This window comes from Pseudomonas sp. ATCC PTA-122608, from assembly GCF_001952855.1.
Lineage (GTDB): Bacteria > Pseudomonadota > Gammaproteobacteria > Pseudomonadales > Pseudomonadaceae > Aquipseudomonas.
This window is the reverse complement of the sequence record NZ_LPNO01000055.1, coordinates 177548-200696: the sequence shown is the minus strand read 5'-3', so window position 1 is coordinate 200696 and position 23149 is coordinate 177548. Positions and strand designations below refer to the sequence as shown.

Below are 23149 nucleotides of genomic sequence, written 5' to 3'. Positions count from 1 at the left end.
AGGTAACGGCCACCTAGGGTTCCGCTCTTACAGCGGGTCACTTTTGAAAAGCGCAAAAGTAACCAAAACGCTCTGCCCCGCCTGTCGGCACCTCGCCTAGGCTCGGTGTTCCCTCACTCCGGCATTACTCCGCGGGCCGCCGCGACGGGCCATCCATGGCCCGGCGCGGCTAAACCGGCGTCCTGCCGGTTTACCCGCTCCGCAATACCTGCGTTCGGCCTCGGGCTGAATGGGGCAGTCAGATCAAAAGCAGATCAAGAGCACAGCGGCCTCCCGGCCGGCTTCCTTCTCTGTAGGAGCGAGCTTGCTCGCGAAAAACCTGAGACCGCCGCGTTCATCCAGGATGCCAGCGTCATCGTTAACGACCTTCGCGAGCAAGCCCGCTCCCACATTTGAACCGTGCCCGCTTTAGCTTCTGATTTTGCTGTTGCTGTTGCTTCACCACACTCAAGCCGGCCTGTAGGCCGCTGTGCCCTTGATCTGCTTTTGATCTTGATCTTAGGCGCCCCGTTAAACCACGCTGGCCGAACGCAGGCAGTACGGAGCGGGTAAACCGGCAGGACGCCGGTTTAGCCGCGACGGGGCAGGGACGCCCCGTCGCGGCGGCCCGCTTCGTGCTGCCGGAGTGCGGGCACACCGAGCCCAAGCGAGGTGCCGAGTGGTGGGGCAAGAGCGTTTTGCTTACTTTTGCGCTTTTCAAAAGTGAGCCGCTGTAAGAGCGGAACCAATCGAAGCCGTTACCTAAATAACGGATATGTACCCCCAACCCCCTAAATCCCCCCCACCCCCCCTAAAACAACCATTTTGGTTATTAATAAATAGCTTCTTATTCCTTAACGAATATATACCCCGTGCCTATACTGACCCACAACGTTAAACGCTGCAGGAGGGCACACCCATGCACAGCGAGTCGATTCGTTATCTGATCGTGCCGGGCTGGCAAGGATCGCCAGAAGATCATTGGCAAAGTCATTGGCAGAACAGCCTGCCCAACAGCGCGCGCGTGGAGCAGGCCGACTGGCTCACCCCGCGCCGCGAAGACTGGGTGGCTGCCCTGGCCGAAGCCATCGCCGCCGACAGCACCCCGGTGATTCTGATCGCCCACAGCCTGGGCTGCATCACCGTCGCCCATTGGGCCGCCACCGCACCGGTGCAGTTCCTGCGTCAGGTACGCGGCGCTCTGCTGGTGGCCCCGGCCGATGTCGAACGCCCTGCCTGCGCTCCCGCCCTGCGTAACTTTGCGCCCATCCCCAGTGACCTGCTGCCGTTCCCAAGCCAGGTCGTCAGCTCCGACAACGACAGCGCCGTCAGCGCCACCCGCGCCCTGGAACTGGCGCGTAACTGGGGCGCCGAAGCGGGGATTCTCGCAGGGGCCGGGCATATCAACGTGAAGTCCGGCCATCAACGCTGGGAACAGGGTTTCGCCTACCTCTATCGCCTGCAAAATCGCCTGGAACATCACTCCCGGCGCCGTGCATAAAATTTTTTAAACGCCCCTTCCCCTTCGTGGATGGGGCGGGAGTCTGCCATGAGCCTGCATGAAACCTTCGGTCAGCCCCTGCTGACCTTCCCCGACGCCGAAAAAAGCCCCCTGAGCATTCGTGCCAAGGCGCTGGTATTTGTCGACCCACGTTCGCGGCAACTGCGCGAAGACCTCGAAAACCTCGCCCCCCGTGCTTTGCCCGTGTTGATCCGCGGTGAAACCGGCAGCGGCAAGGAATTGCTCGCGCGGCATATTCACCGTGGCAGCGACCGTACCGGTTTGTTTGTCTCGGTCAATTGCGGCGCCATCAGCCCGACTTACGCCGACGCCGAGTTGTTCGGCTATGCCGCAGGCAGCCACAGCGGTGCAGCCAGTAGCCGTGCCGGCTGGTTTGGCTCGGCCAACGGCGGCACGTTGTACCTGGATGAAATCGGCGACCTGCCGTTGCCGATCCAGGTCAAGTTGCTGGCGGCGTTGGAAAACCACGAAGTCACTCGCGTCGGGGCCCATCAGCCAAGCCCGGTGGATGTGCGGCTGGTGGCGGCCACCAGTATCGACCTCGCCCAGGCCGTAGCGGCCGGCAAGTTTCACGAGCGCTTGTTCCATTACCTCAGCGAAGGCCAGTTGGAGTTGCCGGCACTGCGCGAGCGGGTGGGCGATATCCTGTCACTGGCCGAGTATTTCCTTGGCATCTACAGCCAGCGCCTCGACCTGCCGGTGCCGCTGATCAGCGACGAGGCCCAGCGCGTGTTGGAGCATCACACCTGGCCGGGAAACACCCGGGAGTTGGAGAACGTGATTCACTTTGCCCTGTTGGTCAGCAGTGGCGACGAGATTTTGCCGGAGCATTTGAACCTGCCGCTGCCGTCGGTGGCGCAGATCGAACACCAGGCGCGACAGATCCTCAGCAGCGGCACCGAGGCTGAACGTGATGCGTTGAAGCGTCTATTGAAAGGGTTGGGGTCTGTATGAGCAAAATGGAATATCAAAGTGAATAAAAAGTATTGTTCTGGAATAAAAAACCTCGGTATTGTCCGCTCCACGCCGCGATAGCACTTCGCTGGCATCCACTAAAAAAGCGGCCGTCCCAGACGACCCGGATTTTCGATAAGGACACTGCATGAAAAAGGTTCTGTTGTTTACCGCACTGGCGGCTGCCCTGACTGCAAGCTTCGCCCAGGCCAACGAGAAACTGGTGGTAGCCGCTACCCCGATCCCGCATGCCGAGATCCTTGAACTGGTCAAGCCGACCCTGGCCAAAGAAGGCGTGGACCTGGAAATCAAAGTCTTCACCGACTACGTGCAGCCGAACGTGCAGGTGGCCGAGAAGCGTCTGGACGCCAACTACTTCCAGACCCTGCCGTACCTGGAAAACTTCAACAAGGGTAAAGGCACCAACCTGGTCACCGTCATCGGTGTGCACGTTGAACCCTTCGGTGGTTACTCGAAAAAGATCAAAAATATCTCTGAGCTGAAAGATGGCGCCACCGTGGCCATCCCGAACGAAGGCAGCAACTCCGGTCGTGCCTTGCTGCTGCTGCAAAAGGCTGGCGTGATCACCCTGAAAGATCCAACCAACGCCCTGGCCACGCCGAAAGACATCGCCAGCAACCCGAAAAACCTGAAATTCAAAGAGCTGGAATCGGCGCTGCTGCCGCGCGTACTGGACCAGGTTGACCTGGACCTGATCAACACTAACTACGCCCTGGAAGCGGGTCTGAACCCGGCCAAGGACGCACTGATCATCGAAGACGCCAAGTCGCCGTACGTGAACTTCCTGGTTGCCCGCCCGGACAACAAAGACAGCGACGCGATCCAGAAGCTGGCCAAAGCTCTGACCAGCCCTGAAGTAAAAGCTTTCATCGAGAAGAAATACAACGGCGCCGTCGTGCCGGCGTTCTGATCGAGCCCCAAAACCTCCTTCAAGGTTTAAACGCCGACGGCTTCTACAGCGTCGGCGTTTTTTATGGCTGGAATGCAATCGAAATGTGGGAGCGGGCTTGCTCGCGAATGCGCTGGGTCAGCCAACACATCTGCTGACTGATAAACCGTATTCGCGAGCAAGCCCGCTCCCACATTGGGTACAGCGTCAGCTCAGATATTTCGGCTGTTAATGGCCCTGCGCAGCGCCACCAGCCACTTCACCAGCTCCTGCGGATCAATCGGTTTTGCTTTTGTCATCGCTCATTCCCTCGCCTGTTGATTGGCCCTCAGTCTGGCCATGCGCTGCCTATCCCTGAAGTGCAGCACCGATAAAAAGACGCTTCCTACCTTCCCGGGAACAGTAGCTGTCATCCGCCTGCACCGCGAATCCGCCGGTTATCTATTTGGGTGATATCAATATGCTATTTCGGTATTTAAATTTTACTTTTTATACCTTTAAAGTCGGCGCTACTCGGCGTTACCCACGCTGAACCGGACCGCACCAACGCCGCATTACCCCTGCGGCGTCAGGGATTTCAGATGACCTTCGATTACGCATTTATCCTCAGCACGCTGCCTGCGTTTCTCAAGGCCGTGGGCGTGACCTTGCAAGTCGGCCTGATCGCCATCGGCACCTCGTTAGTGGTGGCCTTGATCAATGCTGCGCTGCTGGTATTTCGCACGCCCTACGTCTGGCGCCTGGTGGCGCTGTACGTCGAACTGGCGCGCAACACACCGCTGCTGATCCAACTGTTTTTCGTCTACTTCGCGTTGCCGGCCCTGGGCTTGAACATTTCCGGGTTCTGGGCGGCGATCATCACCATGACCTTTCTCGGCGGCGCCTACCTCACGGAAGTGCTGCGCGCCGGGGTCGAGGCGGTGCCGCTGGCGCAGATCGAGTCGGGCAAGTCCATCGGCCTGTCCCACTGGCAGCTGCTGCGGCATGTGATCCTGCCCCAGGCGGGGATCCTCAGCCTGCCGGCGCTGTTTGCGAACTTCATTTTCCTGCTCAAGGAAACCACCATCGTGTCGGCGGTGGCGGTGCCGGAAATTCTCTACACCACCAAAAGCTACATCGCCCTCTATTACAAAACCTACGAAATGCTCGCAGTGCTGACGCTGATCTGCGTGCTGTTATTCCTGCCGTTGTCGCTGCTGCTCAGCCGCCTTGAAAGGAGGCTCCAGCATGGCCAGTTCGGGTCTTGAGTTACTCTGGGTGTCGTTGCCGCAACTGGGCAAGGGCGCTGCGCAAACCCTGTCGATCTCATTCTTGAGCATTGCCTTCAGTACCGTCGGCGGCGTGTTGTATGGCGTGCTGCGCACGCTGAATTCAAAAGCGATCAACCTGGTGCTGCGAATTTACCTGGAGCTGTTCCGCGCTATCCCGGTGCTGGTGTGGCTGTACCTGCTGTTCTTCGGCCTGCCGATTTTCTTTGGCCTGAGTATCCCGAGCTTTTGGTGCGCGGTGCTGGTGTTGTCGCTGTGGGGCGCCAGTGAAGTCGGCGAAGTGGTGCGCGGTGCCTTGCATTCGTTGCCCCGTGGCCAGCGTGAAGCCGGCCTGTCGATTGGCCTGTCGGACCCGCAGCTGTACGGCTACGTGCTGCTGCCCCAGGCCCTGAAACGCATGACCCCGCCGACCATCAACGTCTACACCCGCATCATCAAGACCAGTTCCCTGGCGGTGCTGATCGGTGTGGTGGACGTGATCAAGGTTGGCCAGCAAATCATCGAGCGCACCTACGAGTCAGTGTTGATCTACGGCGCGCTGTTCCTGTTTTTCTTCTTTATCTGCTACCCGTTGTCGGCCGCCTCCAAGGTGCTGGAACGGCGCTGGGCCCAAGCATGAGCGCATTGATCGAGTTTCAGGGTTTCAACAAATACTTCGGCGACCAGCAGGTGCTCAAGGGCATCGACCTGAGCGTACAAAGCGGCGAAGTGGTGGTGATCCTCGGCCCCAGCGGTTGCGGCAAAAGCACCTTGCTGCGGTGCCTCAATGGCCTGGAAGTGGCCCACAGTGGCAGCCTGCGTTTTGCCGGCAAGGAGCTGCTGGACAAGGCCACCGACTGGCGCCAGGTGCGCCAGGACGTGGGCATGGTGTTCCAGAGTTATCACCTGTTTCCGCACATGAGCGTGCTCGACAACATTTTGCTCGGCCCGTTGAAAGTGCAAAAACGCGAGCCCCGTGAGGCCCGTACTCAAGCCGAAAAGCTGCTGGAACGGGTGGGCCTCTCAGACAAGCGTGACGCCTATCCGCGCCAGCTCTCGGGCGGCCAGCAGCAACGCATCGCCATCGTCCGCTCGTTGTGCATGAACCCTCAGGTCATGCTGTTTGACGAAGTCACCGCTGCCCTCGACCCGGAAATGGTCAAGGAAGTACTGGAAGTGATCCAGGGCCTGGCCCGGGACGGCATGACCCTGCTGATCGTTACCCATGAAATGGCCTTCGCCCGCGCCGTCGCCGACCGCGTGGTGTTCATGGAGGCTGGCCGCATCCTCGAACAAAACACCCCCGAGGCATTCTTTACGAACCCGCAAACCGCACGCGCGCAGCAGTTCCTGGAGAAGTTCTCCTTCGTTTCAACACTGCCCAAAAGAACCAAGGAATTGGAGCTGCTATGAAAACTGCCAAGTTGTTATTCCCCCTGTTCGGCCTCGCTTTGCTGGCCGGCTGCAATAAAACCGAAGAGCCCGCCAAGACGGCCGCTGCGGCCACTCCGGCACCGGCTGCGGTGAGCTACATCGACAAGATCAAGGCGCGGGACAAGCTGATCGTCGGCGTGTTTACCGACAAGCCGCCGTTTGGTTTTGTGGATGAGTCCGGCCGCTACGTCGGCTTCGATACCGACATCGGCCGCCGCTTCGCCAAGGACCTGCTGGGCGACGAGAACAAGGTTGAATTCGTTGCCGTGGAACCGGCGAGCCGCATCCCGTTCCTGCAAAGCGACAAGGTCGACCTGATCCTCGCGAACATGACCGTGACGCCTGAGCGCAAGGAAGCGGTGGACTTCACCAACCCGAACCTGAAAGTGGCAGTGCAGGCACTGGTGGCCAACGCCAGCCCGGTGAAAGACCTGGACGACCTGGCGACCCGCACCACCATCGTCACCACCGGTACAACCGCGGATATCTGGCTGACCAAGAACCACCCGGACTGGAAACTGCTGAAGTTCGAGAAAAACTCCGAATCGCTGCAAGCGCTGTCGGCCGGCCGTGGTGATGCCTATGCCCAAGACAACCTGGTGCTGTTCAGCTGGGCCAAGCAGAACCCGGGCTACCGTGTGCTGGAGCAGAAACTGGGGGACGAGGCACCGATTGCACCGGCGGTGAAGAAGGGCAACATCGAACTGCGGGATTGGGTGAATGCCGAGCTGGCCAAGCTGGGCGAGGAGAAGTATCTGCTCAAGCTGTATGACCAGTATGTTCGCAAGGAACTGAGCGATGACACCAAGCCTGAGAGTGTGATTGTTGAAGGCGGGAAGTGGCAGGGCTGATCAGTTAGCTATTGAGTGACTGATCTACCGTCTTCGCGAGCAAGCCCGCTCCCACATTCGGCCGAGTTCCACCTTTGGAATGCGGACAAATGTGGGAGCGGGCTTGCTCGCGAAGAGGCCCTCACAGGCACCGCCTAGCTGGGCCAATGCCACGCCGGCTGATCCAGCACCCGCTGCCCCACCACCTGCGTCTGCCCCATCACCTTCTCCAGCACGATCGAATTACACCCTTCATTCTGCTGCAACGCCGCAATCAAGCGGCTGGCATGGGACACCACCCACACCTGGCACTGCTGCGACACCTGGATGATCAGGCGCGCCAACGCCGGCAACAGGTCCGGGTGCAAACTGGTTTCCGGTTCGTTCAGGACCATCATCGTCGGTGGCCTCGGCGTCAGCAGCGCCGCCACCAGCAGCAAATAGCGCAAGGTCCCGTCCGACAGCTCCGCCGCCGATAACGGCCGCAGCAATCCTTCCTGATAAAACTCGATGGCAAAGCGTCCGCCTTGCAATGGCTGGATATTCAACCGCGCGCCGGGAAACGCATCGCTGATCGCCCGTTGCAAGGCTTCCGGGTCGCCAATCTCGCGAATGGTCTGCAACGCCGCCGCCAAATCCCGACCGTCGTGATGCAACACCGGCGTGCGCGTGCCCAGCTGCGGCTGGCGCACCGGAGCGTCGACGTCGCTGCGAAAGTGATCATAAAAGCGCCAGCCACGAATGCTTTCGCGCAGCAGCAATACCTCCGGCGACCCCCGCAGACTGCCAACCTGGTCGAACAGGCTGTGGTAGTTCGGCGTGTGCTGGGCCAGCACATCCCAGGCTCGGCCATCGCGGGCACGTACCATCGGGCCGGAGCGCTGCACCAGCAGGCTCGCCGGGCGAAACACATGCCCGGCCCAGATGCATTCTTTCTTGATCTCCGGGTCCAGGGAGAAATAAGACTCGCCGGGCTCAGGCAAGCCCAGAGAAATCGCGTAGCTGAAATCCTCTCCGGCAAACCCCAGGCGCAAACGCTTGGCGCCCTGGCGCACGATGGGCTCCACCGCGACTTCACCACTGAGCATGCGCCGACTGATGCTTTCCGGCCCGGCCCAGAAGGTTGAATCCAGCCCACCCTCGCGGGCCAGTGCGTTGATCACGCCGCCTTGGGCCGTCTCCGCCAGCAGCCGCAGGGCGCGGTACAGGTTGGATTTACCGCTGCCATTGGGGCCGGTGATCAGGTTCAACCGATCCAGCGGCACCACCAATTTGTTGATCGAGCGGTAATTGGCCACCGCGAGGGTCTTGAGCATGGGAAAAATTATCGGCGAGGGAACCATTGGAGTATGGGATTCTCCATGCAGATAAGGAACCCTGTTCTAAGCTCACAGTCGCATAGACACTGGCACGGCGGCATCACGCAAAAGGAGCCTGCATGGGCGGTCCCAACTCCACATTTATTATTCTCGGCCTTGGCTTGCTGGCGCTGTTGAGCGGTTGCGGCCAGGAAAAAGCCGAACCCAAGGAACATTCCCGGGTGTTCGTGCAGACCGTGAAGTCCACCGACTTTGCCGCCGCCGTGACCTTGACCGGCGATATCCAGGCGCGGGTGCAGACCGATCTGTCGTTCCGCGTTGGCGGCAAGATCATCCAGCGCATGGTGGATGTCGGTGACCGCGTCAGCGCCAAGCAAGTGCTGGCCAAGCTCGACCCGAAAGATTTGCAGACCAACGTCGACTCCGCCCAGGCCCAGGTGGTCGCCGAACAGGCGCGGGTCAAACAGACTGCCGCCGCGTTTGTGCGCCAGGAAAAACTCCTGCCCAAGGGCTACACCAGCCGCAGCGAATACGACTCCGCCCAGGCCGCGTTGCGCAGCAGTCAAAGCGCGTTGACTGCCGCCCAGGCGCAGTTGGCCAATGCCCGTGAGCAGTTGGGCTACACCTCGCTGATCGCCGACGCGCCGGGCATCATCACCGCGCGCCAGGCTGAGGTCGGCCAAGTGGTGCAGGCCACCGTGCCGATTTTCAGCCTGGCTCGGGATGGTGAGCGCGATGCGGTGTTCAACGTCTATGAGTCGCTGCTGGTAGAGCCGCCGCCGGACAAACCGATCACCGTCAGCCTGCTGGAAAATCCGCAGATTACCGCCGTGGGCAAGGTCCGCGAAGTCACCCCGGCCGTGGCTGCGAATACCGGCACGGTGCAAGTCAAAATCGCCCTCGACGCGCTGCCCAAGGGCATGCAACTGGGCTCGGTGGTCAGCGCCACCGCCAACGGGCCGGCCAAGGCCAGCATCGAGTTGCCGTGGGCTGCCTTGACCAAAGACATCAGCGCGCCGGCTGTCTGGCTGATTGACGGCGACGGCAAGGCGCAACTGCACAAGGTCACGGTCGCGCGTTATCTCACCGGCAAGGTGATCATCAGCGACGGCCTCAAGGGCGGCGAAAAAGTCGTGGTGGCCGGTGGGCAATTGCTGCACCCCGGCATGATCGTGGAAATCGCCCAGCCGCCGGATCAGGCTCAGGCCCAAGGAGTGCAGCCATGAAGCGGCTGACGGTATTGCTCGCTGCCAGCCTGCTGTTGCTGGCGTGCTCCAAGGAAGAACCTGCGCCGGAACCGGTGCGCCCGGTGCTGTCGATTGAAGTGAAGTCCGAAGACCAGGAAAACCTCGGCCGCTTCGCCGGTACGATCCAGGCCCGTTATGAAAGCAACCTGGGTTTCCGTGTGCCCGGGCGCATTGCCCGGCGCGCGGTCGACGTGGGTGCCGAAGTGGAGCAGGGCGCGTTGCTGGCCGTGCTCGACCCCACCGATCAACAGAACCAGTTGCGTGCTGCCCAGGGCGACCTGGCTCGCGTGCAGGCGCAGTGGATCAACGCCCAGGCCAATGCCCGCCGCCAGCAGGAACTGTTCAGCCGTGGCGTCGGCGCCCAGGCCCAACTGGACATCGCCCAGACCGACCTGAAAACCACCCAGGCCTCCCTCGACCAAGCCAAGGCTTCGGTCAACCAGGCCAAGGACCAGCTCAACTACAGCGAACTGCGCACCGACCACGCGGGCATCGTCACCGCGTGGAATGCCGAGGCCGGCCAGGTGGTCAGCGCCGGTCAGCAAGTGGTGACCCTGGCGCGTCCCGACATCAAGGAGGCCGTCATCGACTTGCCCGCCGGCCTCGCCGAGCGCCTGCCGCCGGATGTGGTGTTCCTGGTCGCCGGGCAAATGGACCCGAACATCAGCACGACTGCCACCGTGCGCGAGATCGAACCCCAGGCCCAAAGCGCCACCCGCACCCGTCGCGCCCGCCTGACCCTGGCCGAAACGCCGCCTGCGTTTCGCCTCGGCACCGCCATCAGCGTGACCTTGAGCTCAGCCATCGCTCCGCGTATTGAACTGCCCCTCAGCGCCTTGCAGGAAGCCGACGGCAAGACCCGCATCTGGGTGATCGACACCCAAAGCCAGACCGTACAACCCCGTGACGTCACCATCGTCAGCCGTGACGCCGACAGCGCCTTGCTCAACGCTGGCGTCAAGCCCGGCGAGCGCGTGGTGAGTGCCGGCGTGAACAGCGTGAAGCCCGGGCAAAAAGTCAAAATCGACGAGGACAGCCCGCGATGAAAGGGAGCTTCAACTTATCCGACTGGGCCCTCAAGCATCAGTCCTTCGTCTGGTACCTGATGTTCGTCGCGCTGCTGATGGGCGTGTTCTCGTACATGAACCTCGGCCGCGAGGAAGACCCGTCGTTCACCATCAAGACCATGGTGATCCAGACCCGTTGGCCGGGCGCGACCCAGGAAGAGACCCTGAAGCAGGTCACCGACCGCATCGAGAAAAAACTCGAAGAGCTGGACTCCCTCGACTACGTGAAAAGCTACACCCGGCCCGGTGAGTCGACGGTGTTTGTGTTCCTCAAGGACACCACCAGCGCCAAGGCGATCCCGGAGATCTGGTACCAGGTACGCAAGAAGATCGACGACATCCGCGGCAGCTTCCCCCAGGGTTTACAGGGGCCGGCGTTCAACGACGAGTTCGGTGATGTATTCGGCTCTATCTACGCCTTTACCGCCGATGGCTTGTCGATGCGCCAGTTGCGCGACTACGTCGAGCAAGCGCGCGCCGAGATTCGTTCGGTGCCGGGGCTGGGCAAGGTCGAGATGATCGGCCAGCAGGACGAAGTGATTTACCTGAATTTCTCCACCCGCAAACTCGCGGCTCTGGGGATTGATCAGCGCCAGGTGGTGCAGAGCCTGCAATCGCAGAACGCGGTGACCCCGGCCGGTGTGATCGAGGCGGGGCCGGAGCGGATTTCGGTGCGCACCTCCGGGCAGTTCGCCTCGGAGAAGGACCTGGCCAACGTCAATCTGCGGCTCAATGACCGTTTCTATCGCTTGGCCGATGTCGCGGAAATCACCCGTGGCTATGTCGACCCGTCGACGCCGATGTTCCGCTTCAACGGCAAGCCCGCCATCGGCTTGGCCATCGCCATGCAGAAGGGCGGCAACATCCAGGACTTCGGCAAGGCCCTGCACAAACGCATGGACGAGCTGACCGCCGACCTGCCGGTGGGTGTGGGCGTGCACAAGGTTTCCGATCAGGCAGAAGTGGTGGAAGAGGCCGTCGGCGGCTTCACCAGCGCGTTGTTTGAAGCGGTGATCATCGTGCTGGTGGTGAGCTTTATCAGCCTCGGCGTGCGTGCCGGGTTGGTGGTGGCGTGCTCGATTCCACTGGTGCTGGCGCTGGTGTTTGTGTTCATGGAATACAGCGGCATCACCATGCAGCGGGTGTCGCTGGGTGCCTTGATCATCGCCCTCGGCCTGTTGGTGGACGACGCAATGATCACCGTGGAGATGATGATCACACGCCTGGAAAAAGGCGAAACCAAGGAGCAGGCGGCGACCTTCGCCTACACCTCAACGGCGTTCCCGATGTTGACCGGTACGCTGGTGACCGTCGCCGGTTTTGTGCCGATTGGCCTTAATGCCAGTTCGGCGGGTGAGTACACCTTCACGCTGTTTGCGGTGATTGCCGTGGCGATGCTGGTGTCGTGGGTGGTCGCGGTGTTGTTCGCGCCGGTGCTCGGGGTGCATATCCTCAGCAGCAAGGTAAAACCTCATAACGCCGAGCCGGGCCGGGTGGGCCGGGCGTTCAATGGCGGCATGCTGTGGGCGATGCGCAACCGCTGGTGGGCCATCGGCATTACCGTGCTGTTGTTTGTGGCGTCGGTGTTTTCCATGCAGTTCGTGCAGAACCAGTTTTTCCCGTCTTCGGACCGTCCGGAAATTCTCGTCGACCTTAACCTGCCGCAAAACGCCTCGATCAACGAGACCCGCAAGGCCGTCGACCGTCTTGAGGCGATCATCAAGGATGACCCGGACATCGCCCGCTGGAGCACCTATATCGGCGAGGGCGCGATCCGTTTCTACCTGCCGCTGGACCAGCAACTGGAGAACCCGTACTACGCGCAACTGGTGATCGTCAGCAAGGGCCTGGAAGAGCGTGGAGCCTTGATTGCGCGCCTGCAAAAACGCCTGCGGGAAGATTTTGTCGGCGTGGGCAGCTTCGTGCAGCCGCTGGAAATGGGGCCGCCGGTGGGGCGTCCGATCCAGTATCGGGTGTCTGGCAAGGACATCGACCAAGTGCGCAAACACGCGATCGAACTGGCGACCATGCTCGATAAAAACACCCACATGGGCGAAATCATCTACGACTGGAACGAGCCCGGCAAAGTCCTGCGGGTCGACATCGCCCAGGACAAGGCGCGGCAATTGGGGCTGTCGTCGGAGGACGTGGCGCAGTTGATGAACAGCGTGGTCAGCGGTGCGTCGGTGACCCAGGTGCATGACGACATCTACCTGATCAATGTGGTTGGCCGCGCCGAGGATGCCGAGCGCGGTACGCCGGAAACCTTGCAGAACCTGCAGATCGTCACGCCCAACGGCACCTCGATTCCGCTGCTGGCGTTTGCCACCGTGCGCTATGAGCTTGAACAGCCATTGGTGTGGCGTCGCGACCGCAAACCGACCATCACCATCAAGGCGGCGGTGCGCGACGACATGCAGCCGACCGACCTGGTGAAACAGCTCAAGCCGGAAATCGACAAGTTCAGCGCCGCGTTGCCGGTGGGCTACAAGGTCGCCACCGGCGGCACCGTGGAAGAAAGCGGCAAGGCTCAGGGGCCGATTGCCAAGGTGGTGCCGCTGATGCTGTTCTTGATGGCGACCTTCCTGATGATCCAGCTGCACAGCGTGCAGAAGATGTTCCTGGTGGCCAGCGTCGCGCCGTTGGGGCTGATTGGCGTGGTGTTGGCGCTGATTCCCACGGGCACGCCCATGGGCTTCGTGGCGATCCTGGGGATCCTCGCGCTGATCGGCATCATCATCCGTAACTCGGTGATTCTGGTGACCCAGATCGACGCCTACGAGCGCGACGGCTACACGCCGTGGGACGCGGTGGTGGAAGCCACCGAACACCGGCGCCGGCCAATCCTGCTGACCGCGGCGGCGGCCAGCCTGGGCATGATCCCGATTGCCCGGGAAGTATTCTGGGGGCCGATGGCCTACGCGATGATCGGCGGGATCATCATCGCCACGTTACTGACGCTGCTGTTCCTGCCGGCGCTGTATGTGGCCTGGTACAAGATTCGCGAGCCGAAGAAAGAAAACGCCTGACAGCCACTGCGCCGACATTCCTACATGGACGTGGGAATGTTCCCTGAAACATTTTTTTGCCCTTGGCGCCCGGTCTATTGTTTTACCCTCCGGGCCTGATCCTTTGCCAAGGCCTGCCCCATGCGTTATTTCCTGCTGGTTTGTACCTTGTTGCTATCGCCCGTGACCCTTGCCGGCACGGTGCTGGAGAACGCCCTGTGGGGGGTTGAGATCGACCCGGCGACCCTTGCGATCCACGTCACTCCCGGTGACAAGACCGCCGTGCAGGCTTCAAGCGGAGTCCCTGCGCACAGGGTCAACCAGCTCTCCCAAAGCGCCAGTCAAGCCAGTTGGCAATGGGACGATGGCGCCTATCGCCTGAGCGCCACCCTCGATCAACGGGATCTCGCCCTGACGATCACCGCCCGTGATGCCGGTGAGTTGGCGATCCTGCGGCAACCCGCCAGCGCCATGGGCAACGGCCTGATCTGGCCCCTGGCCGAAGGGCATTACGTGCCGGCGGGCAATGCTGTATGGCAGAACTTCCTGCTGGAACAGGGCGACGTCAACACCACCCAGGACCTCAGCTTGCCGCTGTGGGGCGCAGACCACGGCGCGTTCACCCTCAACTGGCTGATGACCAATCCTTACAACAACCGGTTGCACTGGCAGGCCGACGGTAAAGGGCTGGCGTTGTCCGCCTTCCATGAATTCACCACGCTGGACCCCGCCGCGCCGATGACCCTGCTGTTGCACCTGGGCGAAAGCGACCCGTTGGCCGGCGCCAAGCGTTATCGCCAGTGGCTGGTGGAGCAGGGACGTTATGAGCCGTTGGCAGACAAACTGCGGCAAACCCCGGAAGCGGAAAAGCTGCTGGGCGCCAGCCATATCTACCTGTGGGGCAATGACCTGCTGGCCCCGCGCGATGTTCGGGACTGGCCGCAACTGCTCAAACTGCTGCGCAGCGGTAAAGGGCTGCCAGCTGAGTTGAATGGCTTGCTGGACAAAGAGGCGGCGCAGGTTCGACAGGTCAAGCAGCCGTATGAGCAGGCTGTCCTGCTGCGCGGCCTGAACGCGGCGATCAACACAAAAGCCCGGCAGGGTTGGCAGCCTTCCACCGAGCCGGACATGACTCAGCTCGCTGATGGCTATGGTGCACTGCGTCGCGAGTTGGCCGTGGCTTTTGCGGGTGCCTTGAGCGCCACGCCTGAGACTTGGGGCAACACCTTGTCCGTCACCAACGCGCTGAAAGGCGCCGGTCTCAAGCGCCTGCTGGTGACCCAGGGCGAAGGCTGGGAAGGCGGACTCTGGCATCCTGAGGCCGTGAAGGCCGGTGTTGATGCCGGTTACCTGATGGCGCCCTACGACTCTTATGAAACGGCCTTGTCCGCCACCGAAAACCCCGACTGGACCACCGCGCACCTGGGCAGCAAGGCTTACGGCGAGTGCGCGATCGTGTTGAAGGGCGGCCAGTTGAAGACAGGCTTCCAGAAGTCCGGCCACTACACCGACCCGCGTTGCGTACGGCCATTGCTGGAGGCGCGGATCAAGGCGGTGCAGGCCAAGTCCGGGTTCAACGCCTGGTTTCTCGATGCCTACGCCACCAGCATGTTGTTCGACAGTTACCGCACGGGCGCCAGCATGTCCCAGGCCCAAAACGCCGAAGGCAATATCGATGCATCTCGCTGGATCAGTACGGTGCTCAAGTTTCCGGCAGGTTCCGAAGACGGCAATGCGATCACCGCCCGAGGCATCCTGTTTGCCCACGGTATGCAAACACCGGTGTTGGGCTGGGGTGATCGGGAGATGACCCAGGACAAGCAGTCGCCGTATTACGTCGGGGCTTGGTACCCGCCGGAACAGCCGGCGGTGTTCTTCAAGTCGGTGCCGTTGAAAGAGCCGTTTCGCACGGTCTACTTTGACCCGGCGATGCGCCTGCCGCTGTATCAGGCGGTATTCCACGGCTCGGTGATCACCACCCACCATTGGCTGTTCGACAGCCTGAAACTGAGCAACGTGCGGGCCGAGAACGAGCTGACGCAACTGCTCTACAACGTGCCGCCGCTGTATCACCTGAGTGCGGCGACGGTGAAGCAGCGCTTGCCGGTGATTCAGCGCCAGGATGGGTTCTTCCGGCCGCTGCATGAGCGGTTGGCGACTCAGGCCATGACGGATTTTCGCTGGCTGACCGAAGATAAACAGGTGCAGCAGACCACGTTTGCCGATGGGACGCGGTTGGTGGCGAATTTTGCTGAACGCAGTATTACGGCTTTTGTGCCTGGCGCGCAGGCCGTGGTGTATCAAGTGGATTAGTGGCGGCTGTGAGTCCATCGCAGGCAAGCCAGCTCCCACATTTGACCGGGTTGTCAGGGCTTGCACCGATCAAATGTGGGAGCTGGCTTGCCTGCGATGAGGCCGGCTCAGGCAATGCAGCTCTAAACTTTCTTCCACACACTCGCCAGCCACGGCTGCTGTTCCCGAGGCAACCCGGCGGGCCGGTAGTAATGCTCCAACTCCACAAACCCCGCCGCCGTCAGCAACTCTTGCCAGGCCTGCAGGTCGTGATACGAGCCATACCGCGGCCCGTTCCAGCCTTCCTGGTTTTCACCCCGAGGGTTTGAGCTGAACAACACGCCGCCGACTTTCAGTGCTCCGTGAAGCTGTCCAAGAATGCGCGGCAACTCCTGCTTGGGAATATGAAACAGCACCGCGTTGGCGAAGATCCCGTCGAAACGTCCGGCGGGTAAGTCCAGCTTCAGGAAGTCCTGTTGCAGCACTTCACAGCCGCTGTCTTCCCGGGCCATCTGTGCGAAGCGCTCCGAACCATCGAGCCCCACGGCGATGTGGCCCATGCGGGTAAACGTCTGCAAATCCCGGCCCGGCCCGCAGCCGAAATCCAGTACGGTAAACGGCGCGTCGCCCTGGATATGCCGCAACAACGCATCGATGTTCTGGCTCACGTCGTGGTCACGGGTGCCTTCACGAAAATCCTCAGCCACCTTGTTGTAGTGGCCGAGGGTGGTGGAAGTGATCTGGTCGAGGTCGTCGGGGGCGAGTTTCATGGCGGGCAATACCGGGCGCTGAGATCGCCCGACTATACCTCACCTCTTGTTCAGAACCCTGGCCAACCGATCGCCGCCCAACTGAATCACCGCCACCAGAATCACCAGCAGCACAATCACCGTCAGCATGATCTGCGTATCAAAGCGCTGATAACCATAGCGGTAGGCAATATCTCCCAGCCCACCGGCGCCAATCGCCCCGGCCATGGCGGAGGAGTTGATCATCGTCACCAGGGTAATCGTGAATCCGCCAACAATCCCCGGCAGCGCCTCGGGCAGCAGCACGTGCCAGACGATATGCCAGCGTCGGCAGCCCATGGCCTGCGCCGCCTCGATCAAGCCGTGATCGACCTCGCGCAGGCTGACCTCGGCGATCCGCGCAAAGAACGGCGTGGCGGCGATGGTCAACGGCACCACTGCAGCCCACACGCCATAGGTGGTGCCGACGATCAGCCGGGTGAACGGGATCAGCGCCACCATCAGAATCAGAAACGGAATCGAGCGGAACAGGTTAACGAACGCCCCCAGCACCCGGTTCAACGCGGGCGCCTGATAGATGCCGCCCTTGTCGCTGGTCACCAGGAACACTGCCAGCGGAATCCCCACCAGCAACGCGATCAGCGACGACACACCGACCATCAACAGCGTGTCGATGGCGCCCTGCAATAAACGATCAAACCACATAGCCCAGCACCTCCACCTGTTGTGCCCAGCGCCCGGCGCGGGTGCGCAGTTCTTCAGCGGTCAGGGACGAGCCGCTCACCGCCAGCAGCAATTGCCCCAACGCATGGCCCTGAATGCGCTCCACGCCGCCTTGCAGCAAACGCACGCGCCCGCCGAGGGCGCTGAACAGCGCTGCAAGGTCCGGCTCGTCTTCGGCAGTGCCGGTCAGTTGCAAGCGCAGCACCACGGCGGCGTCCTTTGAGGTCGGATTGGCCTGCAGGCGGCTTTGCAACTCTTCAGGCAAGCCGTGTTGCAGCGGAGCCAGCAGGGTCTTGCTGACGTCGTGCTGCGGGTTGCCAAACACTTCCCACACCGGACCTTGCTCGACCACGTGGCCGTGTTCCAGCACCACGACGCGGTCGCAGATTTCGCGAATCACGGCCATTTCGTGGGTGATCAACACGATGGTCAGGCGCAGGCGTTTGTTGATCTCCCGCAGCAGGCCGAGGATCGACTGGGTGGTCTCCGGGTCAAGCGCCGAAGTGGCTTCATCACACAACAGAATCTGCGGGTCATGCACCAGCGAACGGGCAATGCCCACCCGCTGTTTCTGCCCGCCGGACAGCTGCGCCGGATAGGCCTTGTGCTTGTCCTGCAAACCCACCAGCTCCAACAGCTCGCGCACCTTTTTCTCGCGCTGCTCCTTGGGCACGCCCGCGACTTTCAGCGGCAGTTCGACGTTCTGCCACACGGTCTTGGCCGACATCAGGTTGAAGTGCTGGAAGATCATGCCGATGCGCCGGCGCAGGGCTACCAGGTGGTCTTCGTCGAAGTCGCCGATGTCGACCTGGTCAATCAACACCCGGCCGCTGCTCGGTTGTTCCAGGCGGTTGATGGTGCGGATCAGCGACGACTTGCCGGCGCCGCTGCGGCCGATGATGCCGAAGACTTCACCGCGCTGGATTGCCAGGTCGATGCCTTGCAGGGCGGGCACGACCTGGCCGTCATAGGTCTTGCCGAGGTTGATGAATCGCACATGGGCATGGTTCAGCGCCGGATGCAGCTCGGTCTGCTGCGCGTCCAGGTGCGGTGGTTGCGTCTCGCGTCGTTGTGCTGTGGCGGCGCTCATGTTCAGCCTTCCCAGCCGACTTGGTAGAGCTTGCCAAGGGATTTATCCAGGGCGGCGCGTACCACCGGCGAGTGCTGGTAGATGTCGATGAACTTGATCAGGCGCGGGTCGGTTTTGCTTTTCGGCTGGATCACGAACTGGATCACGTATTCCGGGTGGTCGAGGCCGTCGAACAGCAGCGCCGACTCGGCATCGAAGGTCTTGGACAGGCGGATATACGCCGGGTAGCCCTGCACCAGGTCGGCGTCGTCATAGGCGCGCACCAGTTGCACGGCTTCCACTTGCAGGATCTTGATCTTCTTCGGGTTGGTGACGATGTCTTCTTCAGTGGCCTTGTAGCCCACGCCCGGCTTGAGGGTGATCAAGCCGGCCTTGGCCAACAGTTGCAGGCCGCGCCCGCTGTTGATCGGGTCGTTGGCAATCGCCACCGTTGCGCCTTGAGGCAGGTCGTTTAAGTTTTTGTACTTCTTCGAATACAGGCCGACGTTGTTGATGATCCCCGGGGCGAACGGCACCAGGTCAAACCCGGCGGCGGCTTTGGCGTTTTCCAGGAACGGGATGTGCTGGAAGTAGTTCACGTCGATATCGCCGGCCGCCAGGCTGACGTTGGGCGCGATCCAATCGGTGAACTCCACCAGTTCGACTTTCAAACCCTGTTTGCCGGCCTCTTCGACGGCGGCCTCCAGGGGAATCGCGAAGGCGGCGGTGGTGCCGACTTTCAACGGTGCGTCAGCGGCGAATACCGCCGAGCTGAAGAGTCCGAGGGCGAGGGCCAGTGCTTTGACTGGGTGGCTGAGCAATGTTTTTTTCATATTGGATTTCCAATTGTAGGAGCGAGCTTGCTCGCGAAAAACTTGAATGCGCCACGGGGTGTCAGGTGCCCCGCGTTATCGTTGACGATTTTCGCGAGCAAGCTCGCTCCTACAGGGTTCAGTGGCGGTAGGTGGAGCCGGTGTGTTGTTCAGGTAAGTGCGCTGAGTTGCGGAACACTTTTTCCCGCAGCGTCCCGGTGTCATACGCGGTCTTGTACGAGCCCCGACGCTGCAGCTCCGGGATCACCAGTTCGATAAAGTCGACGTAGCTTTCCGGGGTAACGATGCGCGTCAGGTTGAAGCCATCCAGGCCGGTTTCGCTGATCCATGATTCAAGTTCATCCGCCACCTGTGCCGGCGAGCCCACCAGGGTGATGTAGCGGCCGCCGAGGGCGTGTTGCTCCAGTAATTTGCGTCGGGTCCAGTCGTTGTTTTGCAGGTTTTTGGTCGCGGACTGGATGGCGTTGCTCTTCACGTACTGGATCGGTTCGTCGATTTCGTATTGGGAAAAATCAATCGCCGTGGACGCCGAGAAATGCGCCACGCCGGCTTCCGCACTGGCGTAGCTCAGGTACTCGGCGTGCTTGGCCCACGCGGCTTCTTCGGTGGCGCCGACAATCACGTTCAGCCCCATGAACACCTTGATGTCGTCCGGGTTACGCCCGGCTTCCACGGCGCTGGCGCGCACCTTGTCCACCTGGATTTTGGTCGAGGCCTTGTTCTGCCCGCTGATGAACACGCACTCGGCGTGGCGCCCGGCGAACAGCAAGCCACGGTCCGAACTGCCCGCCTGGAACAGCACCGGTGTGCGTTGCGGCGATGGCTCGCACAGGTGATAGCCCTCGACCTGATAGAACTCGCCCTTGTGCTCGACCTTGTGCACTTTCTCCGGTTGGGCATACACCCGCGCCTGCGGATCGTTGATCACCGCGTCGTTTTCCCAACTGCCTTCCCAAAGCTTGTAGAGCACTTCCAGGTATTCGTCGGCCTGGTCGTAGCGCCGGTCGTGCTCGACCTGCTCGGTCAGGCCCATGGCCTTGGCGGCGCTGTCGAGGTAGCCGGTGACGATGTTCCAGCCCACCCGGCCACGGCTCAGGTGGTCGAGGGTCGACATGCGCCGGGCGAACAGATACGGCGGTTCGTAGGTGAGGTTGGCGGTCAGGCCGAAGCCGAGGTTTTTGGTCACCGCCGCCATGGCCGAGACCAGCAGCAACGGGTCGTTGACCGGCAGCTGGATCGACTCTTTGAGCGGCACATCCACCGAGTTCTGATAGACGTCGTACACCCCGACGATGTCAGCGATGAACAGCCCGTCGAACAGACCGCGCTCCAGCAACTGCGCCAGTTCGGTCCAGTATTCGAGGGTCTTGTATTGGGTCGAAGTGTCCCGTGGATGCGTCCACAGGCCATGGTTGATGTGCCCGATGCAGTTCATGTTGAAGGCATTGAGCAGGATCTTTTTCTTTGCCATCAGATAGTCCCCCGCAGTGGCGGGTTTTCATCGTTGAGGTAGTAATTGCCCACAGCGTGGTACTTCCAGCGCACCGGGTCGTGCAGGGTGTGCACCCGGGCGTTGCGCCAGTGGCGGTCCAGGCCGTGTTCAGCGAGGGTGGCCTGGCTGCCCGCGAGTTCGAACAGGGCGCTGCCGGCGGCCAGGGAAATCTCGGTGCTCAGGGCGCGCACTTCAGCGACGGCGATGGATGCGGCGGCGACGGTATCGGCATTGCTGTCGGCCTGGGCGCGGTCGAGGAATTCACCGGAGCGCTCCAGCAGGGCTTCGGTGGCGTGCAGGCGGATGCTCAAGTGGCCGAAGCTTTTCAGGGTCAGCGGATCTTCCGTTGCCTTGTCGCTGGTGGCATCGATCCAGGGTCGGGTCTTGGTACGCACGAAGTGCAGCGCATCTTCATAGGCCGCGCGGGCGATGCCGGTGTCGATGGCGGCGTGAAGGATCTGCGCCAGCGGGCCGACGGTGGTCGGGCGTTCGAAGGCGCTCTGGAACGGGATCACGTCCTGGGCCGCGACCCAAACGTTATCGAACACCACCGAACCGCTGCCGGTGGTGCGCTGGCCGAAGCCGCTCCAGTCGTCGATCACAGTCAGGCCCTGGCTGTCACGGGTGACAAAGGCCAGTTGCTGCACGCCGTTTTCGTCCACCACAGACGTGGGAATGCGTTGGGCGTAGATCGCGCCGGTCGAGTAGAACTTGCGGCCGGTGATACGGAAGCCGTCACCGTCGCGGGTGATCTTGGTGATGCGGTCATGGGCAGTTTTGGTGCCCAGTTCCGCCAGCGCATTGCCGAAGCGCTGGCCGGCGAGGACTTCGGCGTACAGGCGTTTTTGCTGCGCCGGGCTGCCATTTACCCGCAGTACTTCGAGGGCATAAAAATGGTTCTGCGGGATCTGCCCCAAGGATGCATCCGCCTGGGCAATCAGTGCCGTAACCTTGGCCAGGGTGACGTTGGAAACGCCGGCGCCGCCGAACTCCTTGGGTACGCTGATGCCCCACAGGCCGGAGCGGGAAAACACGTCCAGTTCGGGCAAGGGCAGGCGGCGTTCGCGGTCACGCAGGGCGCTGTCGCGGCGGAAGTCTTCGGCGAGGTCGCTGGCGACAATAAGGGCTTGTTCATCGCTGGTAATAACCGCGACGTGATGAGAAAGGGTCATGCGTATTCTCCAGAGGTCTGGTCGGTTAAATCCAGGAATGTCGGGCAGGTAAAGTGCCGTTGAGGTGATAGGCGCCCACCGCGTGATACTTCCAGCGCACCGGGTCGTGCAGGGTGTGCACCCGGGCGTTGCGCCAGTGACGGTCGAGGTTGAATTCGGCGAGGGTCGCGCGGCTGCCGGCCAGTTCGAACAGCTTTTCGCTGGCAAGCAAGGAAATCTCGGTGGTCAGCACCTTGGCTTCGGCCACGGCAATCGAGGCGCGTGCGGCTGACTGCGCAGTGATCGGCGCGGCACTGACTTGATCCAGTACCTGGCCAGCCTTGCGCAACAGGGCTTCAGCGGCGTGCAGTTCGATCTTCAGCTTGCCGATATCGGCGATCACAAACAGGTCATCGCTGGCCCGCTCGACCTTCGCATCGATCCATGGCCGCGAGCGTTCGCGTACAAAACTGATGGTGTCTTCGAGAGCGCCACGGGCGATGCCGGCATCGATGGCGGCCTGGATCAGTTGCGAAACCGCGCCCTGAATGCCTGGCGATTCGCCCAGCCTCCAGGTCTCCACCACCAGTTCGGCGTCCACCGCCACCTGATCGAGCAGCACCGTACCGCTGGCTGTGGTGCGTTGCCCAAAGCCTGACCAGTCATCGACGATACGCAGGCCTTCGGTGCCACGGCGCACGAACGCCATGACGACCTTGCCTTCATCGTTCAACGCCTTGACCGCCACCCAGTGGGCGAATAGCGCGCCGGTGGAATAAAACTTCTGGCCACTGATGACGTAGCCGTCACCTTCGGCAGTGATGCGTGCCTTGAGATCCAGGGTGTTTTTGGTGCCGCGTTCCGGGCCGCCGTTGCCGATGCGCCAGCCGTCCAGCACGCTCTGGAACAGCTGCTTCTTCTGGCGCTCGCTGGCCGCACCTTGCAGCACGTGCAGGATGCCGAAATGGTTCTGCGGGATTTGCCCCAGCGCCGGGTCGGCCGCGCTGATGATCGCGAACACCTCGGCCAGGGTCACGAAGGACACTTGTGGGCCGCCGTACTCACGAGGAATGGAAATACTGCCCAAGCCGCTGCGGGTGAAGTGCTCGATTTCAGCCCAGGGCAGTTTGCGTTGCTGATCACGCCTGGCCGCTTGCAGGCGCGCAGCCTGTGCCAGCTCATGCGCGGCGCTCAGGGCCTCGGCGTCGTTGCGCAGCACCTTGGCTGGCAACAACAGCGGGGCGACGTCCAGATCACTCTGGGGGGGTGTTTGTGCCAAGTTAGACATCAGCGCCGCTCCTTGGCTGCACGTAATGCCCTGGC

The 23149-nt window shown here is 61.7% G+C and carries 19 protein-coding genes and 1 pseudogene; 11 read left to right on the top strand and 9 right to left on the bottom strand.

Annotated elements, in window-relative coordinates:
* The first annotated feature begins 898 nt into the window (after nucleotides 1–898).
* The 7 genes from AU074_RS32700 to AU074_RS32670 all read left to right on the top strand — a co-directional run bounded on the left by AU074_RS32700 (nucleotide 899) and on the right by AU074_RS32670 (nucleotide 6897).
* Nucleotides 899–1480, top strand: coding sequence for an alpha/beta hydrolase (locus AU074_RS32700; protein ID WP_010168877.1), 582 nt, complete (start codon nucleotides 899–901; stop codon nucleotides 1478–1480).
* A 48-nt stretch (nucleotides 1481–1528) separates the two neighbouring features.
* Entirely contained in the window at nucleotides 1529–2455 is a 927-nt protein-coding gene (locus tag AU074_RS32695; protein WP_076018210.1) for a sigma 54-interacting transcriptional regulator, read from the top strand.
* Nucleotides 2456–2603: 148 nt separating this feature from the next.
* Nucleotides 2604–3386 carry a MetQ/NlpA family ABC transporter substrate-binding protein gene (locus AU074_RS32690; RefSeq protein WP_010168878.1) on the top strand — a complete coding sequence of 261 codons (783 nt, stop codon included), beginning with the start codon at nucleotides 2604–2606 and terminating at the stop codon, nucleotides 3384–3386.
* A gap of 560 nt (nucleotides 3387–3946) precedes the next feature.
* Entirely contained in the window at nucleotides 3947–4612 is a 666-nt protein-coding gene (locus tag AU074_RS32685; RefSeq protein WP_063033611.1) for an amino acid ABC transporter permease, read from the top strand.
* Nucleotides 4593–5252 carry an amino acid ABC transporter permease gene (locus tag AU074_RS32680; protein ID WP_063033610.1) on the top strand — a complete coding sequence of 220 codons (660 nt, stop codon included), beginning with the start codon at nucleotides 4593–4595 and terminating at the stop codon, nucleotides 5250–5252. Before AU074_RS32685 ends, AU074_RS32680 begins: the two co-directional genes overlap by 20 nt.
* The gene (locus AU074_RS32675) at nucleotides 5249–6025 is read left to right on the top strand and encodes an amino acid ABC transporter ATP-binding protein (protein WP_076018209.1); all 777 of its coding nucleotides are present in this window, start codon (nucleotides 5249–5251) and stop codon (nucleotides 6023–6025) included. The genes AU074_RS32680 and AU074_RS32675 overlap by 4 nt, the downstream gene beginning before the upstream one ends.
* A complete protein-coding gene (locus AU074_RS32670) occupies nucleotides 6022–6897 on the top strand; it encodes a transporter substrate-binding domain-containing protein (protein WP_076018208.1) in 876 nt (291 codons plus the stop codon). The genes AU074_RS32675 and AU074_RS32670 overlap by 4 nt, the downstream gene beginning before the upstream one ends.
* 134 nt (nucleotides 6898–7031) lie before the next feature.
* Here the strand turns inward: AU074_RS32670 and AU074_RS32665 are convergent, their stop codons facing one another.
* Nucleotides 7032–8192 carry an AAA family ATPase gene (locus tag AU074_RS32665; protein ID WP_076018207.1) on the bottom strand — a complete coding sequence of 387 codons (1161 nt, stop codon included), beginning with the start codon at nucleotides 8190–8192 and terminating at the stop codon, nucleotides 7032–7034.
* A 122-nt stretch (nucleotides 8193–8314) separates the two neighbouring features.
* Here AU074_RS32665 and AU074_RS32660 point away from each other — a divergent pair, with 122 nt between their 5' ends.
* The 4 genes from AU074_RS32660 to AU074_RS32645 all read left to right on the top strand — a co-directional run bounded on the left by AU074_RS32660 (nucleotide 8315) and on the right by AU074_RS32645 (nucleotide 15830).
* Nucleotides 8315–9421, top strand: coding sequence for an efflux RND transporter periplasmic adaptor subunit (locus tag AU074_RS32660; protein WP_076018206.1), 1107 nt, complete (start codon nucleotides 8315–8317; stop codon nucleotides 9419–9421).
* A complete protein-coding gene (locus AU074_RS32655; protein ID WP_076018205.1) occupies nucleotides 9418–10488 on the top strand; it encodes an efflux RND transporter periplasmic adaptor subunit in 1071 nt (356 codons plus the stop codon). Before AU074_RS32660 ends, AU074_RS32655 begins: the two co-directional genes overlap by 4 nt.
* The gene (locus AU074_RS32650) at nucleotides 10485–13538 is read left to right on the top strand and encodes an efflux RND transporter permease subunit (protein ID WP_076018204.1); all 3054 of its coding nucleotides are present in this window, start codon (nucleotides 10485–10487) and stop codon (nucleotides 13536–13538) included. The genes AU074_RS32655 and AU074_RS32650 overlap by 4 nt, the downstream gene beginning before the upstream one ends.
* A 120-nt stretch (nucleotides 13539–13658) precedes the next feature.
* On the top strand, nucleotides 13659–15830 hold the full coding sequence (locus AU074_RS32645) for a glycoside hydrolase (RefSeq protein WP_076018203.1): 2172 nt from the start codon (nucleotides 13659–13661) through the stop codon (nucleotides 15828–15830).
* 122 nt (nucleotides 15831–15952) lie between these two features.
* On the opposite strand, the gene AU074_RS32640 is transcribed toward AU074_RS32645, so the two are convergent.
* The 8 genes and pseudogenes from AU074_RS32640 to AU074_RS32610 all read right to left on the bottom strand — a co-directional run bounded on the left by AU074_RS32640 (nucleotide 15953) and on the right by AU074_RS32610 (nucleotide 23114).
* The gene (locus AU074_RS32640) at nucleotides 15953–16579 is read right to left on the bottom strand and encodes a bifunctional 2-polyprenyl-6-hydroxyphenol methylase/3-demethylubiquinol 3-O-methyltransferase UbiG (RefSeq protein ID WP_076018202.1); all 627 of its coding nucleotides are present in this window, start codon (nucleotides 16577–16579) and stop codon (nucleotides 15953–15955) included.
* Between the two features lie 39 nt (nucleotides 16580–16618).
* Nucleotides 16619–17263, bottom strand: coding sequence for a methionine ABC transporter permease (locus AU074_RS32635; RefSeq protein WP_003211840.1), 645 nt, complete (start codon nucleotides 17261–17263; stop codon nucleotides 16619–16621).
* On the bottom strand, nucleotides 17253–18371 hold the full coding sequence (locus AU074_RS32630; protein WP_076018201.1) for a methionine ABC transporter ATP-binding protein: 1119 nt from the start codon (nucleotides 18369–18371) through the stop codon (nucleotides 17253–17255). The genes AU074_RS32635 and AU074_RS32630 overlap by 11 nt, the downstream gene beginning before the upstream one ends.
* 2 nt (nucleotides 18372–18373) lie before the next feature.
* Nucleotides 18374–19183, bottom strand: a complete 810-nt coding sequence (locus AU074_RS32625; protein ID WP_076018200.1) for a MetQ/NlpA family ABC transporter substrate-binding protein — start codon at nucleotides 19181–19183, stop codon at nucleotides 18374–18376.
* An 11-nt stretch (nucleotides 19184–19194) separates the two neighbouring features.
* A pseudogene (locus tag AU074_RS34730) lies at nucleotides 19195–19284 on the bottom strand (outer membrane lipoprotein carrier protein LolA); the annotation flags it as partial.
* A 17-nt stretch (nucleotides 19285–19301) separates the two neighbouring features.
* Nucleotides 19302–20654 (bottom strand): LLM class flavin-dependent oxidoreductase, encoded by a 1353-nt coding sequence (locus tag AU074_RS32620; RefSeq protein WP_076018199.1) that lies wholly within the window; start codon nucleotides 20652–20654, stop codon nucleotides 19302–19304.
* Complete coding sequence (locus AU074_RS32615; protein ID WP_076018198.1) at nucleotides 20654–21847, bottom strand: SfnB family sulfur acquisition oxidoreductase; 1194 nt, start codon at nucleotides 21845–21847, stop codon at nucleotides 20654–20656. The genes AU074_RS32620 and AU074_RS32615 overlap by 1 nt, the downstream gene beginning before the upstream one ends.
* Nucleotides 21848–21872: 25 nt before the next feature.
* A complete protein-coding gene (locus tag AU074_RS32610; RefSeq protein ID WP_076018197.1) occupies nucleotides 21873–23114 on the bottom strand; it encodes an SfnB family sulfur acquisition oxidoreductase in 1242 nt (413 codons plus the stop codon).
* Nucleotides 23115–23149 lie beyond the last annotated feature (35 nt).